This is a genomic window from Candidatus Omnitrophota bacterium, from assembly GCA_026387175.1.
Lineage (GTDB): Bacteria > Omnitrophota > Gorgyraeia > 2-01-FULL-45-10 > 2-01-FULL-45-10 > CAIMPC01.
Map to the genome: position 1 here is coordinate 51,970 of JAPLME010000008.1, position 19,044 is coordinate 71,013.

11 protein-coding genes are annotated in these 19,044 nt (G+C 45.6%); all 11 read left to right on the top strand.

Annotated features, from left to right (window positions below; genetic code table 11):
- Nucleotides 1–4: 4 nt before the first annotated feature.
- A complete protein-coding gene (cysS, locus tag NTY76_04595) occupies nucleotides 5–1,456 on the top strand; it encodes a cysteine--tRNA ligase (protein ID MCX5678368.1) in 1,452 nt (483 codons plus the stop codon).
- Nucleotides 1,438–2,070: a dTMP kinase gene (gene tmk / locus NTY76_04600; GenBank protein ID MCX5678369.1), complete on the top strand. Its 633-nt coding sequence runs from the start codon at nucleotides 1,438–1,440 to the stop codon at nucleotides 2,068–2,070. The genes cysS and tmk overlap by 19 nt, the downstream gene beginning before the upstream one ends.
- Nucleotides 2,060–3,052 carry a DNA polymerase III subunit delta' gene (gene holB, locus NTY76_04605; GenBank protein MCX5678370.1) on the top strand — a complete coding sequence of 331 codons (993 nt, stop codon included), beginning with the start codon at nucleotides 2,060–2,062 and terminating at the stop codon, nucleotides 3,050–3,052. The genes tmk and holB overlap by 11 nt, the downstream gene beginning before the upstream one ends.
- A gap of 9 nt (nucleotides 3,053–3,061) precedes the next feature.
- Entirely contained in the window at nucleotides 3,062–3,847 is a 786-nt protein-coding gene (locus NTY76_04610; protein ID MCX5678371.1) for a stage 0 sporulation family protein, read from the top strand.
- A 14-nt stretch (nucleotides 3,848–3,861) separates the two neighbouring features.
- Complete coding sequence (metG, locus tag NTY76_04615) at nucleotides 3,862–5,424, top strand: methionine--tRNA ligase (GenBank protein MCX5678372.1); 1,563 nt, start codon at nucleotides 3,862–3,864, stop codon at nucleotides 5,422–5,424.
- Between the two features lie 244 nt (nucleotides 5,425–5,668).
- A complete protein-coding gene (locus NTY76_04620) occupies nucleotides 5,669–13,957 on the top strand; it encodes an ARMT1-like domain-containing protein (protein ID MCX5678373.1) in 8,289 nt (2,762 codons plus the stop codon).
- Between the two features lie 51 nt (nucleotides 13,958–14,008).
- Entirely contained in the window at nucleotides 14,009–15,379 is a 1,371-nt protein-coding gene (locus tag NTY76_04625) for a YchF/TatD family DNA exonuclease (GenBank protein ID MCX5678374.1), read from the top strand.
- Nucleotides 15,376–16,431 carry a CPBP family intramembrane metalloprotease gene (locus tag NTY76_04630; GenBank protein ID MCX5678375.1) on the top strand — a complete coding sequence of 352 codons (1,056 nt, stop codon included), beginning with the start codon at nucleotides 15,376–15,378 and terminating at the stop codon, nucleotides 16,429–16,431. The genes NTY76_04625 and NTY76_04630 overlap by 4 nt, the downstream gene beginning before the upstream one ends.
- A gap of 3 nt (nucleotides 16,432–16,434) precedes the next feature.
- Nucleotides 16,435–17,538: a DUF362 domain-containing protein gene (locus NTY76_04635; protein MCX5678376.1), complete on the top strand. Its 1,104-nt coding sequence runs from the start codon at nucleotides 16,435–16,437 to the stop codon at nucleotides 17,536–17,538.
- A 32-nt stretch (nucleotides 17,539–17,570) separates the two neighbouring features.
- Nucleotides 17,571–17,981: a hypothetical protein gene (locus tag NTY76_04640; GenBank protein ID MCX5678377.1), complete on the top strand. Its 411-nt coding sequence runs from the start codon at nucleotides 17,571–17,573 to the stop codon at nucleotides 17,979–17,981.
- Between the two features lie 19 nt (nucleotides 17,982–18,000).
- Nucleotides 18,001–19,041, top strand: a complete 1,041-nt coding sequence (mtnA, locus tag NTY76_04645; GenBank protein MCX5678378.1) for an S-methyl-5-thioribose-1-phosphate isomerase — start codon at nucleotides 18,001–18,003, stop codon at nucleotides 19,039–19,041.
- Nucleotides 19,042–19,044 lie beyond the last annotated feature (3 nt).

The window sequence follows — 19,044 nt, forward strand, 5'->3', positions numbered from 1 at the left end:
CGCCGTGAAGGTATATAATTCGCTCACAAGGAAGAAAGAAGAACTTGTGACGATAGCGAAGGATAAAGTAGGCATATATGTTTGCGGCCCCACCGTATATGACGAACCTCATATAGGACACGCCAGGAGCGCTTACATATTCGATGTCATAAGACGTTACTTGAAGCACAAGGGCTACCAGGTGAAATTTGTGCGTAACGTCACGGATGTCGACGACAAGATTATCAATAAGGCTAAAGAAGCTGTCAGCCATCAGCCATCAGCTTTCAGCTTGGTGGAGGCCTCGAAAGAGGTCTCGAAGAAATACCTCGACTCATACCATCGCGACATGGATCTCCTTGGCATCGGCCATCCCGATAAAGAACCAAAAGCCACAGAGTATATTCCGAAGATGATACGGTTCATCGAGAACCTGATAGAGAGGGAGGCCGCTTATATTGCCGATGGAGACGTATATTTTGATATAAAGAAAGCGAAAGATTACGGTAAGCTCTCCAATCAGAATATAGAGAAGATGGAGACGGGCGCCCGTATTTTGCCGGGAGAGAAGAAGAAGGATGGCCTGGATTTCGCCCTCTGGAAAAGCGCAAAAGAGGGCGAGCCCTGTTGGGACAGCCCGTGGGGAAAAGGGCGGCCCGGATGGCATATCGAATGCTCGGTTATGAGCTCCGATATCCTTGGGGATGAATTCGATATACACGGCGGCGGTATAGACCTTATATTCCCCCATCATGAGAATGAAGTGGCGCAGTCCGAAGGAGCCGGCAAGGCTTTCGCGCGTTATTGGATGCATAATGGTCTATTAACTATCGATAGCGAGAAGATGGCGAAGTCCCTTGGCAATTTCATATCCATCCAGGATTTCATGAAGAAATATAAAGACGCGGATTATCTGAAGCTGTTATTCCTGAATACGCACTACCGCCATCCCGTCGACTACACCGAAGAAAAGATAGGCGAGATGAAGGCCCAGAAGGAAAGGTTCGCCATTCTTTTTGATAAGATCGACAGGATCGCGAAAGCGGCCCCGGGCCTCCGGGATGCGGCAACCCGGGCTGCGGGCGAGGGGGATGAATTCAGGAAGAAATTCGATGAGGCCATGGACGATGATTTCAATACGCCTCTTGCGCTCGCGTCGCTATTCGACATCGTGACATCCGCTAATAAATTGATGCAGGATAAAGACGATTTCACCCGGGGCGAGATAGAAGAATTATTGGCCATCAAGAAACTCATAGCGGACCTTGGCGCTGTGCTCGCGCTCGATCTCGAAAAAGACCTCACCAGACAAGACGTCGACGAGGCTAAGATCCTTCGGCTCATCGAAGAGAGAAATACCGCCCGGGATAATAGAGATTTTAAGACCGCGGATCATATACGAAAGAAGTTATCGGAAGAGATGGGCGTTATTCTCGAGGATGAAAAAGGCGGCACCGTATGGCGAAGAAGAACTTAAAGCGCGGAATATTTATAACGTTCGAGGGCATAGAGGGCTGCGGCAAGAGCACGCAGTCGAAATTGCTTTACGACAGCTTAAAGGCCGCCGGATATGCTTGCGTATATACACGCGAGCCTGGAGGGACATCTCTCGGTGAAAAGATACGGGAGATTATTTTACATTCGGACGGCATAAAGATATCGGACCTGTCCGAGCTCTTTCTCTTCGAGGCCGCGCGCTCTCAAATAGTAAAAGAGGTAATATCTCCTGCTCGTAAAGCGAATAAGATAGTCATCTGCGACCGTTTCAGCGATGCCACATTCAGCTACCAGGGCTATGGCGGGAAGATTCCGATAGAGATAATAAAAATTCTGGACCATGTCGCGACAGCCGGGCTAAAACCTGATCTTACGATACTTCTTGACGTGGATACGCTGACGGGCCTCGAGCGCGCCAAGCGGAAAGGCACCGACAGGATGGAGAAGAAAGATATTGCTTACCATAAGAGGGTGCGCTCCGGCTACCTGGACCTTGCCCGTCGTTATCATAAAAGAATAAAGGTTATCAGGACCTCCGGTACTATTGAAATGACCCGGCGTGCGGTGGCCTTGGAGGTGAAGCATGTCATTTAATCCACACGTGACCGAAGGGAGGAAGCCCCGCGGGGGCTTCACAGATATAAGAGGCCATGACGCGGCAATATCTTTTCTTAAAAGATCCGCCTGTAGCGGAAGGTTAGCGAACGCCTATATTTTCTGCGGTCCCGGCGGCATAGGCAAAAAGCTCACGGCACTCAATTTTGCGAAGATGGTGAATTGCCTGGAACCGAATGAAGGACTGGGGTGCGACAACTGCTCTTCCTGTAAAAAGATAGACTCGTTTAATCATCCGGATGTGCATTTAGTGGCCCCGGACAAGAAAGGCGCGTCGGTAAAGATAGACAACATCAGGGCTATCATAAAAGATATCGGTTTAAAATCGTATGAAGCGAAGACGAAATTTTATATAGTAGACTCGGCCGACAGCCTTACCGAGGAAGCGGCTAACGCGCTCTTAAAAACACTCGAAGAGCCTTCCGGCGATTCAACGCTTATCCTGATAACGGAAAACCCCAGACGGCTGGCTCCGACCATAAGATCGCGTTGTCAGTTCGTGAAGTTTCTTCCGCTCGATGCGGCGACCGTCGAAGAGATATTGGCTGTATCGCATAATGTGGATAGGGTGAAGGCGCGTGTGCTCGCGAAGATCTCCTGCGGTAGAGTCAGCGAAGCGCTTGAGTTGAACGATGAAGACTACTTTAATAAAAGAGAACATATAATAAAAACGCTCTTATCCAGAACTTTGTCGGATCTGGAGTTCGACAAGGTATCCAAGGTTGATATGAAGGCTATCCTGAACATAATGCTGACATGGTATCGTGACATACTGGCGGCAAAAGCTGGCGGCCAAGATTTTGTGAATATTGACAAAAGAGATCTCGTTTTAATCGAGGCGGGTAAAACAGGTTTCGAGAAATTGGATAATCTCTTAAAAGGCATAATTTCGACTCAAGGTTATTTAGATCAGAACGCTAATCCCAAGCTTGCCATGACGGCGCTGGGATTGATGTTGTAAGGAGCACATATGCATGAAGTGATACAGGTAAAATTAAGAGAGTCCGGTAAGATCACATATTTCTCTACGGGTGGGGTGATTTTTAAGGCCGGCGATTACGTTATAGTCGAAGCCGACAGGGGGCTTGATTACGGGCAGGTATTGTCAGAGACCGAGGCGATCGTCGATTCCGATCTCGAAGAGCCTTTGCGAAAAATTATACGTAAAGCAAACCCGTGGGACATGAACCAGGTCGACAAGAACAAGAAGAAGATAAGAGAGGTCATGGAATCCTGTTCCAAAAAGATAAAGGACAGGAAGCTCGCAATGAAGCTGATCTACGCCGAGTTCTCCTTCGACCGCTCAAAGATAGTCTTCTATTTCACCTCAGAGGGAAGGGTCGATTTTAGGGATCTGGTGAAGGACCTCGCAAGCGCTTTTAAGACCAGGATAGAGCTTAAGCAGATAGGCGTGAGGGACGAGGCGAAGATGCTGGGAGGCCTGGGCCCATGCGGAAGGGCGCTCTGCTGCGCGACTCATCTTAAAGATTTTGAGCCCGTGACCATAAAGATGGCGAAGGAGCAGAACCTGCCGCTCAACCCGACTAAGATATCGGGCCTCTGCGGACGGCTCATGTGCTGCCTCGGATACGAGTATAGTACGTATAAAGACCTGATGAAGGGCCTTCCACGAGAAGGAGAGATGATAAAAACTCCGAAGGGTAACGGCAAAGTGATAAGCATAAATGCGTTAAGACGCGCCGCGATGGTAGAGCTTGAGGATGGAAGCCAGATAGAAGTGCCATACAATAAATAAACTCCAGGGATAAGATGTCTAAAAAATACTACATAACCACTCCGCTTTACTATGTAAATTCCAAACCGCACATAGGGCACTCCTACACTCAGGTAGCCTGCGATACGCTGGCGAGATTCCTGCGCCAGAGCGCGCGCGACGTATTCTTTATGACCGGCACCGATGAGCATGGCGAGAAGATCGAGAAAGCCACGATCGCCGCAGGCCTTAAAGAAGGCGAAGAACAGAAATTCGTAGATGGGATCGTCCCCGTATTTAAGGGTCTCTGGGAAAAGCTTAATATCAAATACGATTACTTTATCCGCACCACAGACGCCTATCACATAAATACGGTACAGTCTTTCCTCGATAGGCTGTACAAGGACGGGAAGATATATAAGAAGGATTATAAGGGATGGTTTTGCACGCCCTGCGAGACTTTCTGGACCCATACCCAGAGTCCCGACGGTATCTGCCCCGACTGCAAGCGTCCGCTCGAGAAACTCGATGAGTCAAATTATTTCCTTAAGACATCGGAGCATCAGAAGTGGCTCATTGATCATATAAATAATAATCCCGGCTTTATAAAACCCGACTTCCGGAAGAATGAAGTGCTGGGATTTCTTAAGAATGAGGAACTCATGGATCTGTGCGTCACCAGGCCGAAGGCGAGGATGAGCTGGGGCATAGAGGTGCCTTTCGACAAAGACTATGTCACATATGTATGGTTCGACGCGCTCATCAATTACGTATCCGGGATAGGCTATCCGCACGACATGGAAAGGTTTGTGCAGATGTGGCCCGCCGATGTCCATGTAATAGGCAAAGATATACTGAGGCATCATGCTGTATACTGGACGATAATGCTGCATGCGCTCGGTCTAGAGTTGCCGAAGACGATATTCGCGCACGGGTGGTGGGTAATAAAGGGCGAGAAGATGTCGAAGTCGAAAGGTAATGTCGTAGATCCGATCGATATCGTTTCGCGGTTCGGAGTGGATCCGTACAGGTATTTTCTTTTGAGAGAAGTGCAATTCGGAATGGACGGGACATTCAGCGAAGAGGCACTCATCACCAGATATAACAGCGATCTTGCCAATGACATCGGGAATTTACTTAGCAGGACTCTCACAATGGCGGATAAATATTTTGCGGGCGTTGTCCCTGACGTATCAAATATAAAAATTAATAATTCCGCAGCCGAAGAGATAAGGACCAAAGCGATACAAGCTGCTCACGAAATGGAGAACTTGATTCCGAATTTCGATTTCGCCACCGCTCTGGCCAGGATATGGGAAGTGATAGGCTTATCTAATAAATTTATTGAGAATTCAAAGCCCTGGACACTTGCAAAAGAGAAGAAAGAGGACGAACTGGCGCTGGTGATCTACACGCTTTTGGAGGCGTTAAGAATAGTGGCCATAGAGATATATCCGTTTATGCCCGAAACCTCGGAAAAGATGCTCACGCAATTAGGGGTGAAAGAGAAAGCCGATAATCTATTTTCTAACGCAAAAATCTGGGGCAAACTTGCCAGTGGTATAAAAGTCAGCAAGTCCGGCCCACTCTTTCCGCGTATCAATACTAAGCATGATTAGTAGGAAAAAATAGGGACTGTCCCCAGACCGTAATCTAAGCGAGGTGGGGACTGTCCCATTTTTTCCAAGCAATCTTCTTCTAGCTATTGACATTCTGGTATTATATGATATACTTAAGTTAGGATAAAGGTTGTTATAAGTGTGTGTTTTTATGCAGTATCCCGCCTTAAATAAATAAATCAAAACGATTAACCAAAGGGGTTAGTGTAGCTATAATAACGTTTAACATGCTCAGGGTTTATTCATGTTAAGCGCTAAAAAAGATAGCTATGCTTCTATTGACTTAACCACTCCATATGCTATACTGAATACTATGTATATCTTCAAAATGCAGTATAGTATTCTATTTAGAGCTATAGCGCTATTTGTCGCATGTTTATTCCTGGCCAATGATATAAGTTGGGCTGTTCCTTCCAGTTATTCAAATTATTTAGAAACTACTACCACTCTTGCCGTAGAATCCAGGCTCAAACCTTTCTTCGAAAAACACGGTTTAGATTTCCAGAATATGTTTAGCGTATATTGTGTAACTGCTGAACTGCGAAACCTGATCATGAAGAGAGAAGTAAGAGATAGCGATATTGTAAGGCTGAACAGGAATTTACCCCAAGATGAAATCCAGATAGAAAGAGAAACCGTAAAATCCAAATTCATTAAAGCCGCTTCCTTTGAGTCTACCGGAAAAGATTACAAATACGCTATCCTCAATTTTAAAAAATCCGGAAAGCGGATTAAAATGGCATTTGTCGACAGTAAACTCGAAAGCAGTGAGCGATTAGAGCTCGGGATCAAAACCGAAAATGATATAGATCATTTTTCTAGTCCAGGCCTTGAGGGAGTCTGGTTTATTAATATTAAGCCTTCATCGAACTTCGGTTCTGGAAATGCAGCGCAGACCATTTATGAAATGCTATCTTCTTACGGTGATAAAGAAGACATTCTGTCTGATCATGGCAAGAGGGTGCTTGCCTGTATACGAGACGGCTCTGTTTCATCTGATATTCTAGGTTTTGATATCAATAAGCTTCGCGGCTCAACGTTGCCGCAGGCCATCGAGCAGTTGGTCTTGCCGGTGGAACATGGTGGCTTAAATAACGGCAAAAACTCTTTCTTCATATCGCCCGAAGAATATCTTGAAAAGAACCCACAATGGGCGTCTTCAAGATTTTCAATCTTCCCCAAATCGATTCGATTGGTAAAAGGTTGTAATAATGATTGCCTCTTTTGCCTGGCTGAGGGACGTAGATCTGTTCAGTCTCTACCTTACCCGATTGCCGCACAGCGCATTCTACGAACACATTTTAAAAGGGATGGTATGAGAGGTCGAGCAAGAGCTGTAGCCTATTACCACGGAGATGAGGATATTTTTCACTATATCGATAAAATATGCGGCGCCAATATAGCTGACCTGATCTCCTTTGAGCAAAAATTCCCGAGTCCAGTCCGATTTTATACCGAAATGTACACGGCGGGATATTCTCCGTTCGACCCTTCGATGGCGTATGTTAAAGATGCGATCGGACAATTACGGGGACAGAAGATCAATGAAAGAACGTACAGAATCTTTATCACATATCATCTATTCAGGCCTGAAATCGAAGAAGCGATTCTGCAAAAGGACAAAGGTAAGTTAATAAGGGCCGTGAGGGCGTATATGCGGATGTATAAAGAACTTTTTCTTTGCCAGCCCGGCCTGGAAGTATTGAATAGATCGGCTCTCGAAGAAGATGCGAACTCTTCAAGGGTCATAAAGACGATCGCCGCGATACAGGCTCAGGTGCTGAAGCATCTGAAGAATGAAGATGAGACTAAAGAAGCATCTCCGGTATTCTATGATAGATGTATTAATTGGACGCGAGGCCATAAAGCGAAATCCGAGTTTGAGCGCCTGCGTAAAGCCGAATCCGAAGATCCTGAACTGACCGCCTTTTTAGATAGTTTGGTTATCGAAGAAATTGTGGCAGGATGGGGCGCCCCGCCGAACGCCGGCCCTGAAAGCCCAGCACAGAAAGGTATGTCCACACACGACACGCCCTCTATAGATACTGGTAAGCTTATTGAGGCAAACGAAGCGTTATCAAGAGTTGAAAATTACCTCAGATCCGATAAAATTGTTATTTTTGGGGATATGCATCGCGGAGAACTAAAGCCACAGGATGATGAAGTTTGGGATCGCGAACTTTTTCTCGATTATGTTGAACAGATGGGAAAGCTCTCGATGAATTTTTCGGTTGCGCTGGAGTTACCTTATCAACTCGAAGATAAACTTAACGATCCTTCCGTTTCAGTAGAAGAATTTCTGGATGAATACTATAAACTTATAGCTAATGAATATTCTGATGAAATTACCAGAATAAATAGCGAAATACGAGGACCTTACTTATATCGGTTGTTAACTGCTCTGAAACACTTCAAGATACCCGTTATTCTTATTGGTGACATTAATGGCCAGCTCAATGGCGGGTTTACAACCATAGATAGAATAGAACAATCCAATGAAGATATGACGCGGAAACTTTTGGAAGGACGAAAGAAATATTCGAATGATTCTGTCTTAGTGATGGTAGGGAGAAACCATGTGGTGCCAAAGGTTAATCCTATCTGGCTCGGTGGGCGTGAGATAAATTCCATACCAGAAATGTTACGAGAGTCTGCAACCAATGTTAAATTAATCCGACCCGATGATATTCAACATGACGAAGAGGATTTGGCGAAATTTGACCTGGTCATAAAAGTCGATGGGGAGCGCCAAAATGAATACCTGGCAAGGCAGAAAGACATGTCTATGCGTGATGCATCTCCTATAGATAGAAACGGGCTCAGCTCTTTACTTTTTACGCGAAACCGAGATGGCGAGATATTTTTGAATATACCGGTTTTTGAAAAGATCGTTAATAGCGTTCATTCCAGCCGGGTTTTGGGTAGCGCGCGGTATTTATCTGATCTTGAGGGGTTTGTCCCGTTATCAAAATGTAAGAACGACATAGATATAATGCTATTTAATCAGATTGGCGCAAAAGATAAGAGCGCGATAATAGCCAAACTTGTTACGGAACTTGAAAAATATGGAATTGTGAAGATAGGACAAAATGGGGAATCCGTCACCGTAAGATTTCCCGGTTCCGAAGAGAACGCGGTCCTTCACATAACGGATCAATGGAATCTTAATACCATCATATACGATATTGTAAGATACCAAGGCAACTGTTTATCGATGCTGCAGAAAATAAGGGAAGGTGATATAGGGCCTTCCCTGTCGGATAAAACCGTAAAGATATACCTTTCGGTAAGCTACTATTTTGGCGATCCTGAGCTTTACAGAAGTAGGCTACGGGAGTTTTTGGACTGCAAAAACGAACATGAATTTGAAAAACTAAAAGACATTATATTCCGTCAGGATTTGGATACCCTTGCCGAAAGAATGCACAGTCTTTTGGACGAAGAGAAGCTGGGGGTGGTAAGAGAACGGATTAATATGAAAGAGCCTTTAGAGTCTTCAAGAATGGGTACAAATTCAGCTTTGGATCTGACCGCGCTTGTTAATAAGTTGGTCGAGGAAATAAGCTCAAAGCAAGCACCCGAGTGGATGGCTCAAGCTTATCGGCCCGGGCGAGTACTTGTCAGCGCAGAGCGCGAAGGGAATGACACAATTGACGCCAAAATTAAACAGGCCAAACAGCATATTATGCTGGCCACACAAGACCCTATTTTGCAAGCCAGGGCCGAACAAGCATTAGAGTTATTACGCCGACATCCACGAGTGCCTGAGCTCATGATTTTAGAGTTTGAAGGAGTTGCTCACCGTTTGATCAAACTTATTACAGGAAACGAACAGGCTTATCAGGAATACAAGAGAAAGCTGGATGAGGCGATCCAGCCTCTATATCTACAAATCCGTGATCAGATTCTCAAAATTCCAGATCGAAAGGAAGCGCTTCGTACTGCAGTAATTTACGCCGGTATTGTAAATCTTCTGGATATTACACATGCGGCTTCTATACAGGAGATAGCTGATGGCCTAGGGGTAAAAATCGATTTTAGTAAAGGATTGCCTTCGCCTACAGATATTCAATATGTGCTCAATAAAGTATATGAATATGTTGTCAATGAAAAGGCTATTATTATCGATGAACTGGAAGATTTTCTGGCCCGTCTGGAAAAAAATCCGCCGGGAGGAACGATCCTTTACTTTACCGATAATCATGGAGAGTTCACTTTCGATCAATTAGTTATCGAACAACTTCTCTTAGCCGGCTATAAGGTTGCCGTAGTTAGCCGCGGCGAGACCGTACGTGATGACGTAACGCGGGATGAGGCTACCACGCTTTTGAAAGCTAACCCTAATTTTAGAGCTTTTTTTGCCGACGGCCGCCTAACTGTAACAACAGACGGTTCCTACTTTCTCGGGGCAGATTTAAATCAGTCCACCCAGCACCCTGATTTTCTTGCCGCCTGGCGTCAATCCGTTGGATATATTTCCAAAGGTGCCGGGAACTTCCACACATTATTTGGTCAGCGCCTTTCTTTGCCTGGCCTTTATATTCGCATGATGAAAAAGTCACAAAATTCGTATCAACTTCTTGAAGAGGCACGCGGCCTGACATTTTCTAAAAAAACGCCGTATGATTTAGCATTAGTTTATCAGCCCGAGGTCTCTTCAAATGGAGTGTCCCCGCGCCCTGGATGGGCTCCGCTTGCTGGAACCGACGAGTCGACTATCTCTCGTTACGGTTTTCAAGGGAAGCTCATTGCGACGGATCTTGACGGGCTCTTTGAAAAAATCGGTGACATGGTTGCGGAAAAAGATGGCAGGCTCTTAGCCGTGGACGGGCTGGCTTCTGCGGGGAAAACGACACTGGTAAAAGGCAATAACGCGCTTCAGGTTAAAGGGCTTAAAACATATCTGGAAAACCGGTTTGGCCGGCCGGTCATATGTCTTGAAAGAGATTGGTTCTTGAAAAGTCGAGAAGAACGAAAAGCTGTTTGTGCCCACCTGCATCCCGATGAAATTTTTACAGAAGAAGCAGAAACACATTTTGATAATGAAGCCTATGTGCAAAAACTTACCGAAGTCCTTGAGTTTTTAAATACAAAAGGGCCTCCGGGAGAAACATATCAACTGAAAGGAAAGGCTTATAATTGGATTTCCGAAAAAGTAGATGCCGATCTTTCCGATATGGGTTATGTTCCGCCCATTCCCCGCAACGCCATAGTGATTGTTGAAGGACAACATACTCTTGCAAAAACAAATCCAGGCTTTTTTGACGTGAAAGTATTTGTCGATGTTGCGGATACTGGTAAGACTCTCGAGAGGGCTGTCCAAAAAGAAATGGGAAGGGATGAAGTTCGCCGGCGAAGCGCGGATGACATCAGAAAAAGAATGAGGCAAGTAGACATCCCATCTTCTCGGGCGCTTCAGGAGCGCGGAAATTACATGGAGCATATGGACTTTGTTGTTATGAACGATGACCTTAGCCGACCGTTGATTTATCAATCCATGGGAGGAGACGCTCTGCTGAAGGCAAATGAGGGCGATGTATCCTTGCCAATTTCTGGGAAAATTTCGCCTGCCGGGTCGATATATAGCGTATTCGAATATCTTTGCGAACATAATATAACGGATAAGTACCATGCTATCAGTGGCAACATACTGGCAAAAGCCGTAGGAGAGGAACATGTGGTAAGGCAGAAAGCCCTATCTCCCAAAAGCATAGAAAGGGACCTGAGAGCATTATTGCGCCTGCGTCTTATTAAAAAAGGACCCAGGATCGGCACTGCTAAAGACGCGCCATATTATGTTCCGGAAGCTGTTAAGAAGAAGGCCTATAGAATACTTCCTGTCCTTGAGCAATTCAGAGGCCGCGATCTCCGGCCTACAATACCCCGCCTTGATGATGTTTATAAAAATCAAATATTACCAATTCTTACAGAGTCCGATATCGGCAGCGCTACGCTGGCGTTCCGGTTAATGAATGCGTTGACATATGCAGATGTAAAAGAAGATTTTAATGTCATGGTTACTTATAAATGCCCTTTTAATTGCTCCCATTGTCTGGCGAAAGACGCACTAAGGGTTGGCAAGGGAAAGGATGCTGAAAAAGGCCAGTTGTTCGCGTTATTCGATCAGCTTAAAGGATTTAAGAGGATACACATCGTTGGTCCGGGTGAACCTCTGGCATATGGTAAAGATAAACTGCTAAAGCCCGGCATCAGTAAAGATTTTCTCGAGGTCATTCGATATGCCGCGGAACGTATAGAGGAAATTCGCATTGTCACTAACGGTTATCTTTTTCCGGAAGATATAGATGAAGCAAGGCGATTTTTCGCGCAATTCCCAAAAAATATATTATGGCAACTTTCCGTTGATAAATTTCATGAAGAGCAGTTTGCGCGTATGCCGGGCAGGGACAAAGATTCCCTTCAAAGAGTGGTAAAGGTTATGGAGCAATTAGCCGAGGAAGGTTTAATAAAGACCGCATATATAGCGCGGATCGAGCCGGGCGAATCCAGCAGGAATCTTATAGGGTATTTCGATTTGGAGAGTAAATATTATTCCGACTACAAGAGTATTTTTATAAACAAGGTTGTAGCTCAAGGCAGCGCCATTGCGAATATAGCTACTGCGAAGCCGCTTGATAATGAGGACGTTAGAAATCACGGCTTTGTTCCCAGTAAGCTCTTTCCTTTTATTGACACCGAGGGCAATTTCGTTACATCAGATCATGTGGCGTATATGACGGGAAATCAGAGAAAAGAGCTATCAAAGAAAATTCCTAAGAGAGCTATGGTAGTAGGCAATATCAATTCTTCTCCATTAGGGAAGATCATCGCGGATAGACTCATATTTGGTAATTACAAAGACTGGATTTACATAGAAGAACTTGACCGGGTTACCTTTAAAGATGTGGTAAGAGCCCTGATACTCTATCAAAATGGGGATAAGAAGACGGCCATGTCAACCATGTTAAGTTTATTCAGGAAAAGCATAGAAAGCCCAAAGGAAATATTAAAAATCACCCACCATCTCACGGATCGCTTAAAAGACATCTCACTAATAAATTTTATCGAAGATTGTGAAAATAACGGGATTACTATTATTGAAAGACAGGGAAAGAATAAAATTGATTTAGCTATGGCTGTGGGGATATTTCAGAAAAGGACAGACGTTTACCGTGACTTTGCAGAAGCGTTCGCTGAAGAGTATGAGGCTGAAGAAAGTAAGATACCTCTTCTTTATTTTTATGGTCCCTGTCCGATTTATGGTGTCTCATCAGGGTACTTTCAATTTCGAAATGATAATGAGAGATTCTTCTCCGGAAGAGATCGCGGTTTTTATATTTCTATGCGCACAGGTTCGCCCGATGTTATTGAGGAACGTTTTATTAAAGATATGGAACTTGCCGCGGATGGTATTGTGCACCATCCTGTTGGAGCGCTATATGATAAAAGAGATAGAAACTATCATTATGTAGTGGTGGAAGAAAATGGCGTAGACGTAGATGATGCGACTGAAATCAATGAGTTTGTCAGTGAGGCAGTTTTAGTGAACTACCACAAAGATAGTAAAATAGGCTGGAATATTAAAAAAATAGGCGAATTTGCGGCAAAGCTCGATAAACACAATGTTAGTATAACAGCTAATGACTGCCGCAGATACAATACTATGCTATTACAGCGTAACAATGGCGATATTATGCTCTGGGGCCATTACACAGTTAAACGTGATCCTTGGGCGCCTAGCGCAAAAGACATGTTTAATGAACTGTTTCATGAAACACTTGAACGCGCATTTTCTCCGAAAGATAATAGATTAAAGTATTTAATGAAAATAGTGGACACCAATTTTATAAAAGGATATAACTCCGAATTTAATAAAGGTGGCATAGTGCGCTCGAAGGATATTATGCCACAGCCGCTCTTGGTATCAGTCCAAGAAGAAGCGTCCAAAATACATGCTGAAAATCTTGAGCATACCCCAGCTATACCGGATAAGACAATAATATGCCACATCATCGCGGGTTCGATACTCCCTGCAGGGCAAAGAAATGTGCTAAAGACGCTTGAACAGAATATGAGAGATGAGAAATACAGCGAGAAAGTGGTGTCGCTATCAGTCGAAGATTCGGGCAGCCCGGAAGAGTTTATGAAGGAATTGGAAATCATAAAGGCCCGCGAGGAAGCCAAATATCCAGGTTATAAAGTCCAATTCGACGTCGCCTGTCCTGATAAAGATCTTGTGAGTGCGATACAGGACAAAGGAATGCGCGCGCTCGCTTTCGCTAAAGAAGGAGACGGTGATATAGTCCAGGTTGAAGGCATTATCTTGGCCTTGCGGGCTCTCCAGACAGGAAGCATAGATAATCTTATTAAGGTTTACAAGCTTCTCACAGGCAAAGAATTCTCGCCAGGTACGAATGATATCAATGAATTAGCAAGGATGATGCTATTTATCCTGCCTGTTCGAAAAGTAGATCTTAACGCCCTCAGTGCACTGAACAAAATTATAGAAGAGAATATCAAAACCGCGGCATAAAGAGTCCCCTTATTGCTTTTCGTATAGAGTTAGCATATAATTGTATCTATTATGCTGATAGATACACATTGCCATCTCGACTTCAAGGATTTCGATCCTGACCGGGATGATGTCATAAATAGAGCATTGAAAGCCGGCGTGATGAAGATAATCAATGTCGCCAGCTCCATCGAAGGGTCACACCGCTCCGTCGAGCTTGCCAATAAATACGATATGGTCTACGCGACTGTCGGTGTTCATCCGCACGACGCGAAATCTGTTACCGATAGCGCTATCTCCGAACTCAAAGCGCTTGCCAAAGATAAGAAGGTGGTGGCGATAGGCGAAGTCGGATTGGATTATTATCGCAACCTTTCCCCCAAAGAAGACCAGGCCTCCGCTTTTAAGAAATTCGTATATCTTGCGCTCGATCTCGATCTGCCGCTTATTATCCACGCGCGGGAAGCCGATCGCGATGCGCTGGATATGCTGAAAAGCGAGAAAAGAGATGCCTTGCGCGGCGTCATACACTGTTTTTCTGGCAATGCCGATTTTATGAAAGAATGCCTCGACATAGGATTCTTCATATCCTTCACCGCCAATATAACTTTTAAGAAAGCCGACGATTTAAGAATGGTGGCGAGGGATATTCCGCCGGAGAGGCTCTTGCTGGAGACAGACGCGCCGTTCCTCGCGCCGCAGGCGATGCGCGGCAAGCGCAACGAGCCGGCGTATCTCACTCATCTCGTAGGTGAATGGTCGCGACTCCTCGACCTCTCCAAGGATGATGTTGCCAGGATCACTACACATAACGCAAATTCACTGTTTAAGCTCAAACTGGACGAATCATCGAAGATCGCTTATGAGATCAGGGATTCGCTTTACTTCAATATAACCAATAGGTGCACCAACTCCTGCGATTTCTGCGTGAGAAATCAGACCTCTTTTGTCAAAGGCCATAATCTTAGGTTGGATGAAGAACCGTCCGCTGAAGAGATAATAAAAACTATAAACCCCGCGAAGAAATATAAAGAGATAGTATTCTGCGGCTATGGTGAGCCGACCATGCGCCTGGACGTGATAAAAGAGGTTGCTGGCGCCCTGAAGGCCCGCGGGGGCGTTAAGATCAGGGTTGTGACTAACGGACACGGAGATCTGATAAATTCCAGAAATATCGCCAAAGAGCTTGCGGGGCTTGTGGATAAAGTTTCGGTGAGCTTGAACACCGATACGGCTGAAGCATATAACAAATACTGTAAGCCTGAATTCGGCCCGGACGCCTATGGCGCCGTGATCAATTTCATAAAAGACTGCGTAAAAAATAAGATCGAAGTCGAAGTGACGTGCCTGGACCTGCCGGGGGTCGACTTAAAGAGATGTGAAACGATAGCGAAAGAGCTGGGTGGTATATTCCGTCCCAGATCGCTCGGGGTGGTCGGATGAGCAGGCTTTCCGGTTTTCTTAAAAGAGAGCGGCTCTACATACTTCTTCTCGTATTTGTAACGATAGTGACTGCGTTGATATTGTTTACGCCGTCTGATAAAGTCAAACCTTCAGTCAATGTCGCAGATAAGCCCGCATCCGTAATGCCGGGAGAGAAGGCTTCAAGTGACCGCGAAGCCGTAGAAAAGGCATTGGCCAAAAATAAATATCTCTCTTTCACCCTCACTCTAATATCGCTTCTTGTGATTGCGCTATTTTTGCTGGGGGTCATAATAGACACGCTTCTTATATTATCCCGGTCAGAGAGAAATAAGGCTGATATAAGCACTTATAAAGCGCAGAAAGCAAAGTGGGGAATATGGGACGTTTTCAAAGTCGTCATTCTCTATCTTTTCTTCGTATATATACTACTGATCTCCGAAACTTCTCTTGTACGCGTCTTTAAGATGCTGAAGGATGATAACTTCAGGATGATCTTGAACACATCAATAATGGACATCCTTGGCATTGCTTTCATATTAAATTTTGTTGTCGTGCAGTACAAAACGGGTCTTATATCGCTGGGATTATCGGTAAAGAACTTTTTTAGAAATGTATATTACGGGATCGTCGCCTATATAGCGCTGATACCCGTCCTTATAGGCATAATATCGGTGATAGCCATCGTGATAAGCCTGACAAAATACTCTCCGCAAAAACAGGCTGTAGTGGAGCTGTTCTTCAAGGAGAAGGACGTGTCGTTTTTATTATATACGAGCCTCTTCGCGGCTGTGGCCGGCCCGATAGTCGAGGAGATATTCTTCAGGGGGTTTCTTTACAGCGCTATAAAAAAATATATCGGGATATTCTGGGCGACGCTTATTTCTGCAGCGTGTTTCGCGCTTCTCCATGCGCACCTGGTCGGGTTCCTGCCTATACTGGCGCTCGGCATTCTTCTCGCATATTTGTATGAGAAGACGGGGACTCTTGTGTCGTCGGTCACTGTACATATGATACATAATATTGGAATGGTGCTTTTAGTCTTTCTTGTAAAGCAGCTGGGAGTCTATTGATCGATGCCAAAGGTGGCGCTTGCGCGGTGCGAAGATTACGACCTGGACAATGTATATAATGCCGTAAAGAAGTCTATAGATCTTCTAGGCGGTATCGAGAAATTTGTAAGACCAGGGATGAATGTGCTTCTCAAGCCCAATCTGTTGACTGCCAAGGCCCCCGAAGACGCGGTCATTACTCATCCGGAGGTTGTAAGGGCCGTTGGCAGGCTCGTACAGAAAGCTGGCGGCGTAGTGTGGGTCGGAGATGCGCCCGGCGGATATGGTAAAAATATTGACGAAATATTTGAAAAGTCAGGCTTAAGGCATATCGCCAGCGAAGAAGATTTCGAGCTTGTGAAGTTCACGACCGCGAACTTCGTCGATGGTATTCCGATAGCGAAGCAGGTCTTCGACGCAGACTTTATGATATCGATACCAAAGCTCAAAACCCATTGCGTAACGGTAATGACAGCGGCTATCAAGAATACATTTGGCACGGTGACGGGCCTTTACAAGGCCGAGTGCCATTCCCGCGCGCCGAGAGAGAGGGAACTGGCTGAGATACTGGTGAAGGTGCACTCGATATCGAAGCCGGGGCTCACCGTGATCGATGGCATAGTCGGCATGGAGGGCGATGGGCCGTCCGGCGGCAGTCCAAAGGCGATGAGCGTTGTTATGGCTGGCGAGGATGCGGTAGCGATCGATTCCTGTATCGCGAAGATGATCGGTTTAAATCCGCTCGATATAGAAGTCACAAAGAAAGCATATGAAGCGGGGCTGGGCGAGGCAGACCTTTCGAAGATAGAAATAGCCGGGGACAGCCTCGAAGGTTTCATTGTCAAAAATTTTAAGCTTCCGCAAACTATGCCCTTAAATATTATACCGAGGCCTATATTGAAGTGGCTCTTAAGCATGGTAGGTTTTAAGCCTGTTATCGATGAGGGGGTATGCGTTCGGTGCGGCCTTTGTAAGACGGCATGTCCGACAGATTGTATAAATATCGAAGAACACGCTTGCGGTATCGATTATAAAAAATGCGTCAGGTGCCTGTGCTGCCACGAGGTCTGCCCTTATAAGGCGATCTCGATCAAGCGCAATTTGCTGACCAAATTAATATGGGGATAGAAATGTTTACTACTAACAATAGGAGAGGCGAGATGAAAAAAATTATCGTGTTATTGGCGGCGTGCGCATTGCTGAGCGGCTGCGCGACGCCGGGCGATGTCTGGAAAGAGTTCGTAGGCGCCTCCACTAAGGGGATTGAACAAGCAAGGGCGGACGCCATGACGAAGGTCTTCGATTACGATTATAAGACGTGCTATGAAAAAGTAGAAGCGTTTGTAAAAACGATGCCCAATGTATCGATATACTCGAAGGATAAGGGTATGATAGCAATATATGTGATCAATCCCAATACGACGCCGGCCGGTATCTTTTTCAAGGAGATAGATTCAACCCATACGCAGGTGGATGTATCATCAGAGAGCACGCCTACTAAGGAGTGGGTGGCTAATAGCATCTTTTCCGAAACAGTTCTGAAGCAGGAGAAGTCGGATATAAAATTCTGATAACAGACAAGGAGATCGGATGCCGGTAGAGACGATCAATTGGAAAAATGGGAAAATAAGATTTATAAACCAGGCTCTACTGCCCGGACAGATGAGGTTCGTCGATTGCGATAATACGGCGAGGCTCTGGAAGGCGATAAAGACTCTCGAGATACGAGGCGCTCCAGCCATAGGTATCGCGGGCGCGCTTGGGGTAGCACTGGGAGCCAATGCTTCAAAAGAGAAGCGTCCGGACTTATTTTTGCGTTCCTTGCGCAAAAATATAAAGTATCTCGCGTCGTCGAGGCCTACCGCCGTGAATCTATTCTGGGCGCTGGCAAGAATGGAACGTGTCGCGGAATCCAATCTTCATAAACCGGTGGATGCGATAAAGAGATTACTGCTAAAAGAGGCGCTTCAGATACTTGAGAATGACAGAAAGAGCTGCAGGGCGATGGCCCGTTATGGCACGCGCCTGGTGAATACCGGCGATACGATCCTTACTCACTGTAACGCCGGCGGCCTTGCCACGGCCGATTATGGGACCGCTCTCGGCGTATTATTCGAATCGAAGAGGCTCGGTAAGCGCATAAAGGTTTATGCTGACGAGACGCGGCCGTTACTGCAGGGCGCGCGCCTGACAACCTGGGAGCTTCTTCATGAAGGTATCGACACCACGCTCATATGCGATAATATGGCGGCGAGCCTTATGGCCAAAGGCAGGATCGATAAGATATTTGTAGGGGCGGACCGCATAGCTTCTAATGGCGACGCCGCGAATAAGATAGGCACATACTCTCTTGCGGTGCTTGCGAAGTATCATAAAGTGCCTTTTTATGTGGTGGCGCCTGTCTCGACATTCGATCTTGGCATTAAGACGGGCAGAGAGATCCCTATTGAAGAACGTGACGGTGATGAAGTAAGGACTGTCATGGGTAAAAGGGTGGCTCCGAAGAATGTGAAAGTTTACAATCCCGCGTTTGATGTTACGCCGAACGGGCTGATAAGCGCGATAGTTACCGAAAAAGGGATATTTAAAAAACCGTACACAAAGACTTTAACTAAACTGCGAAGTAAATAGTCA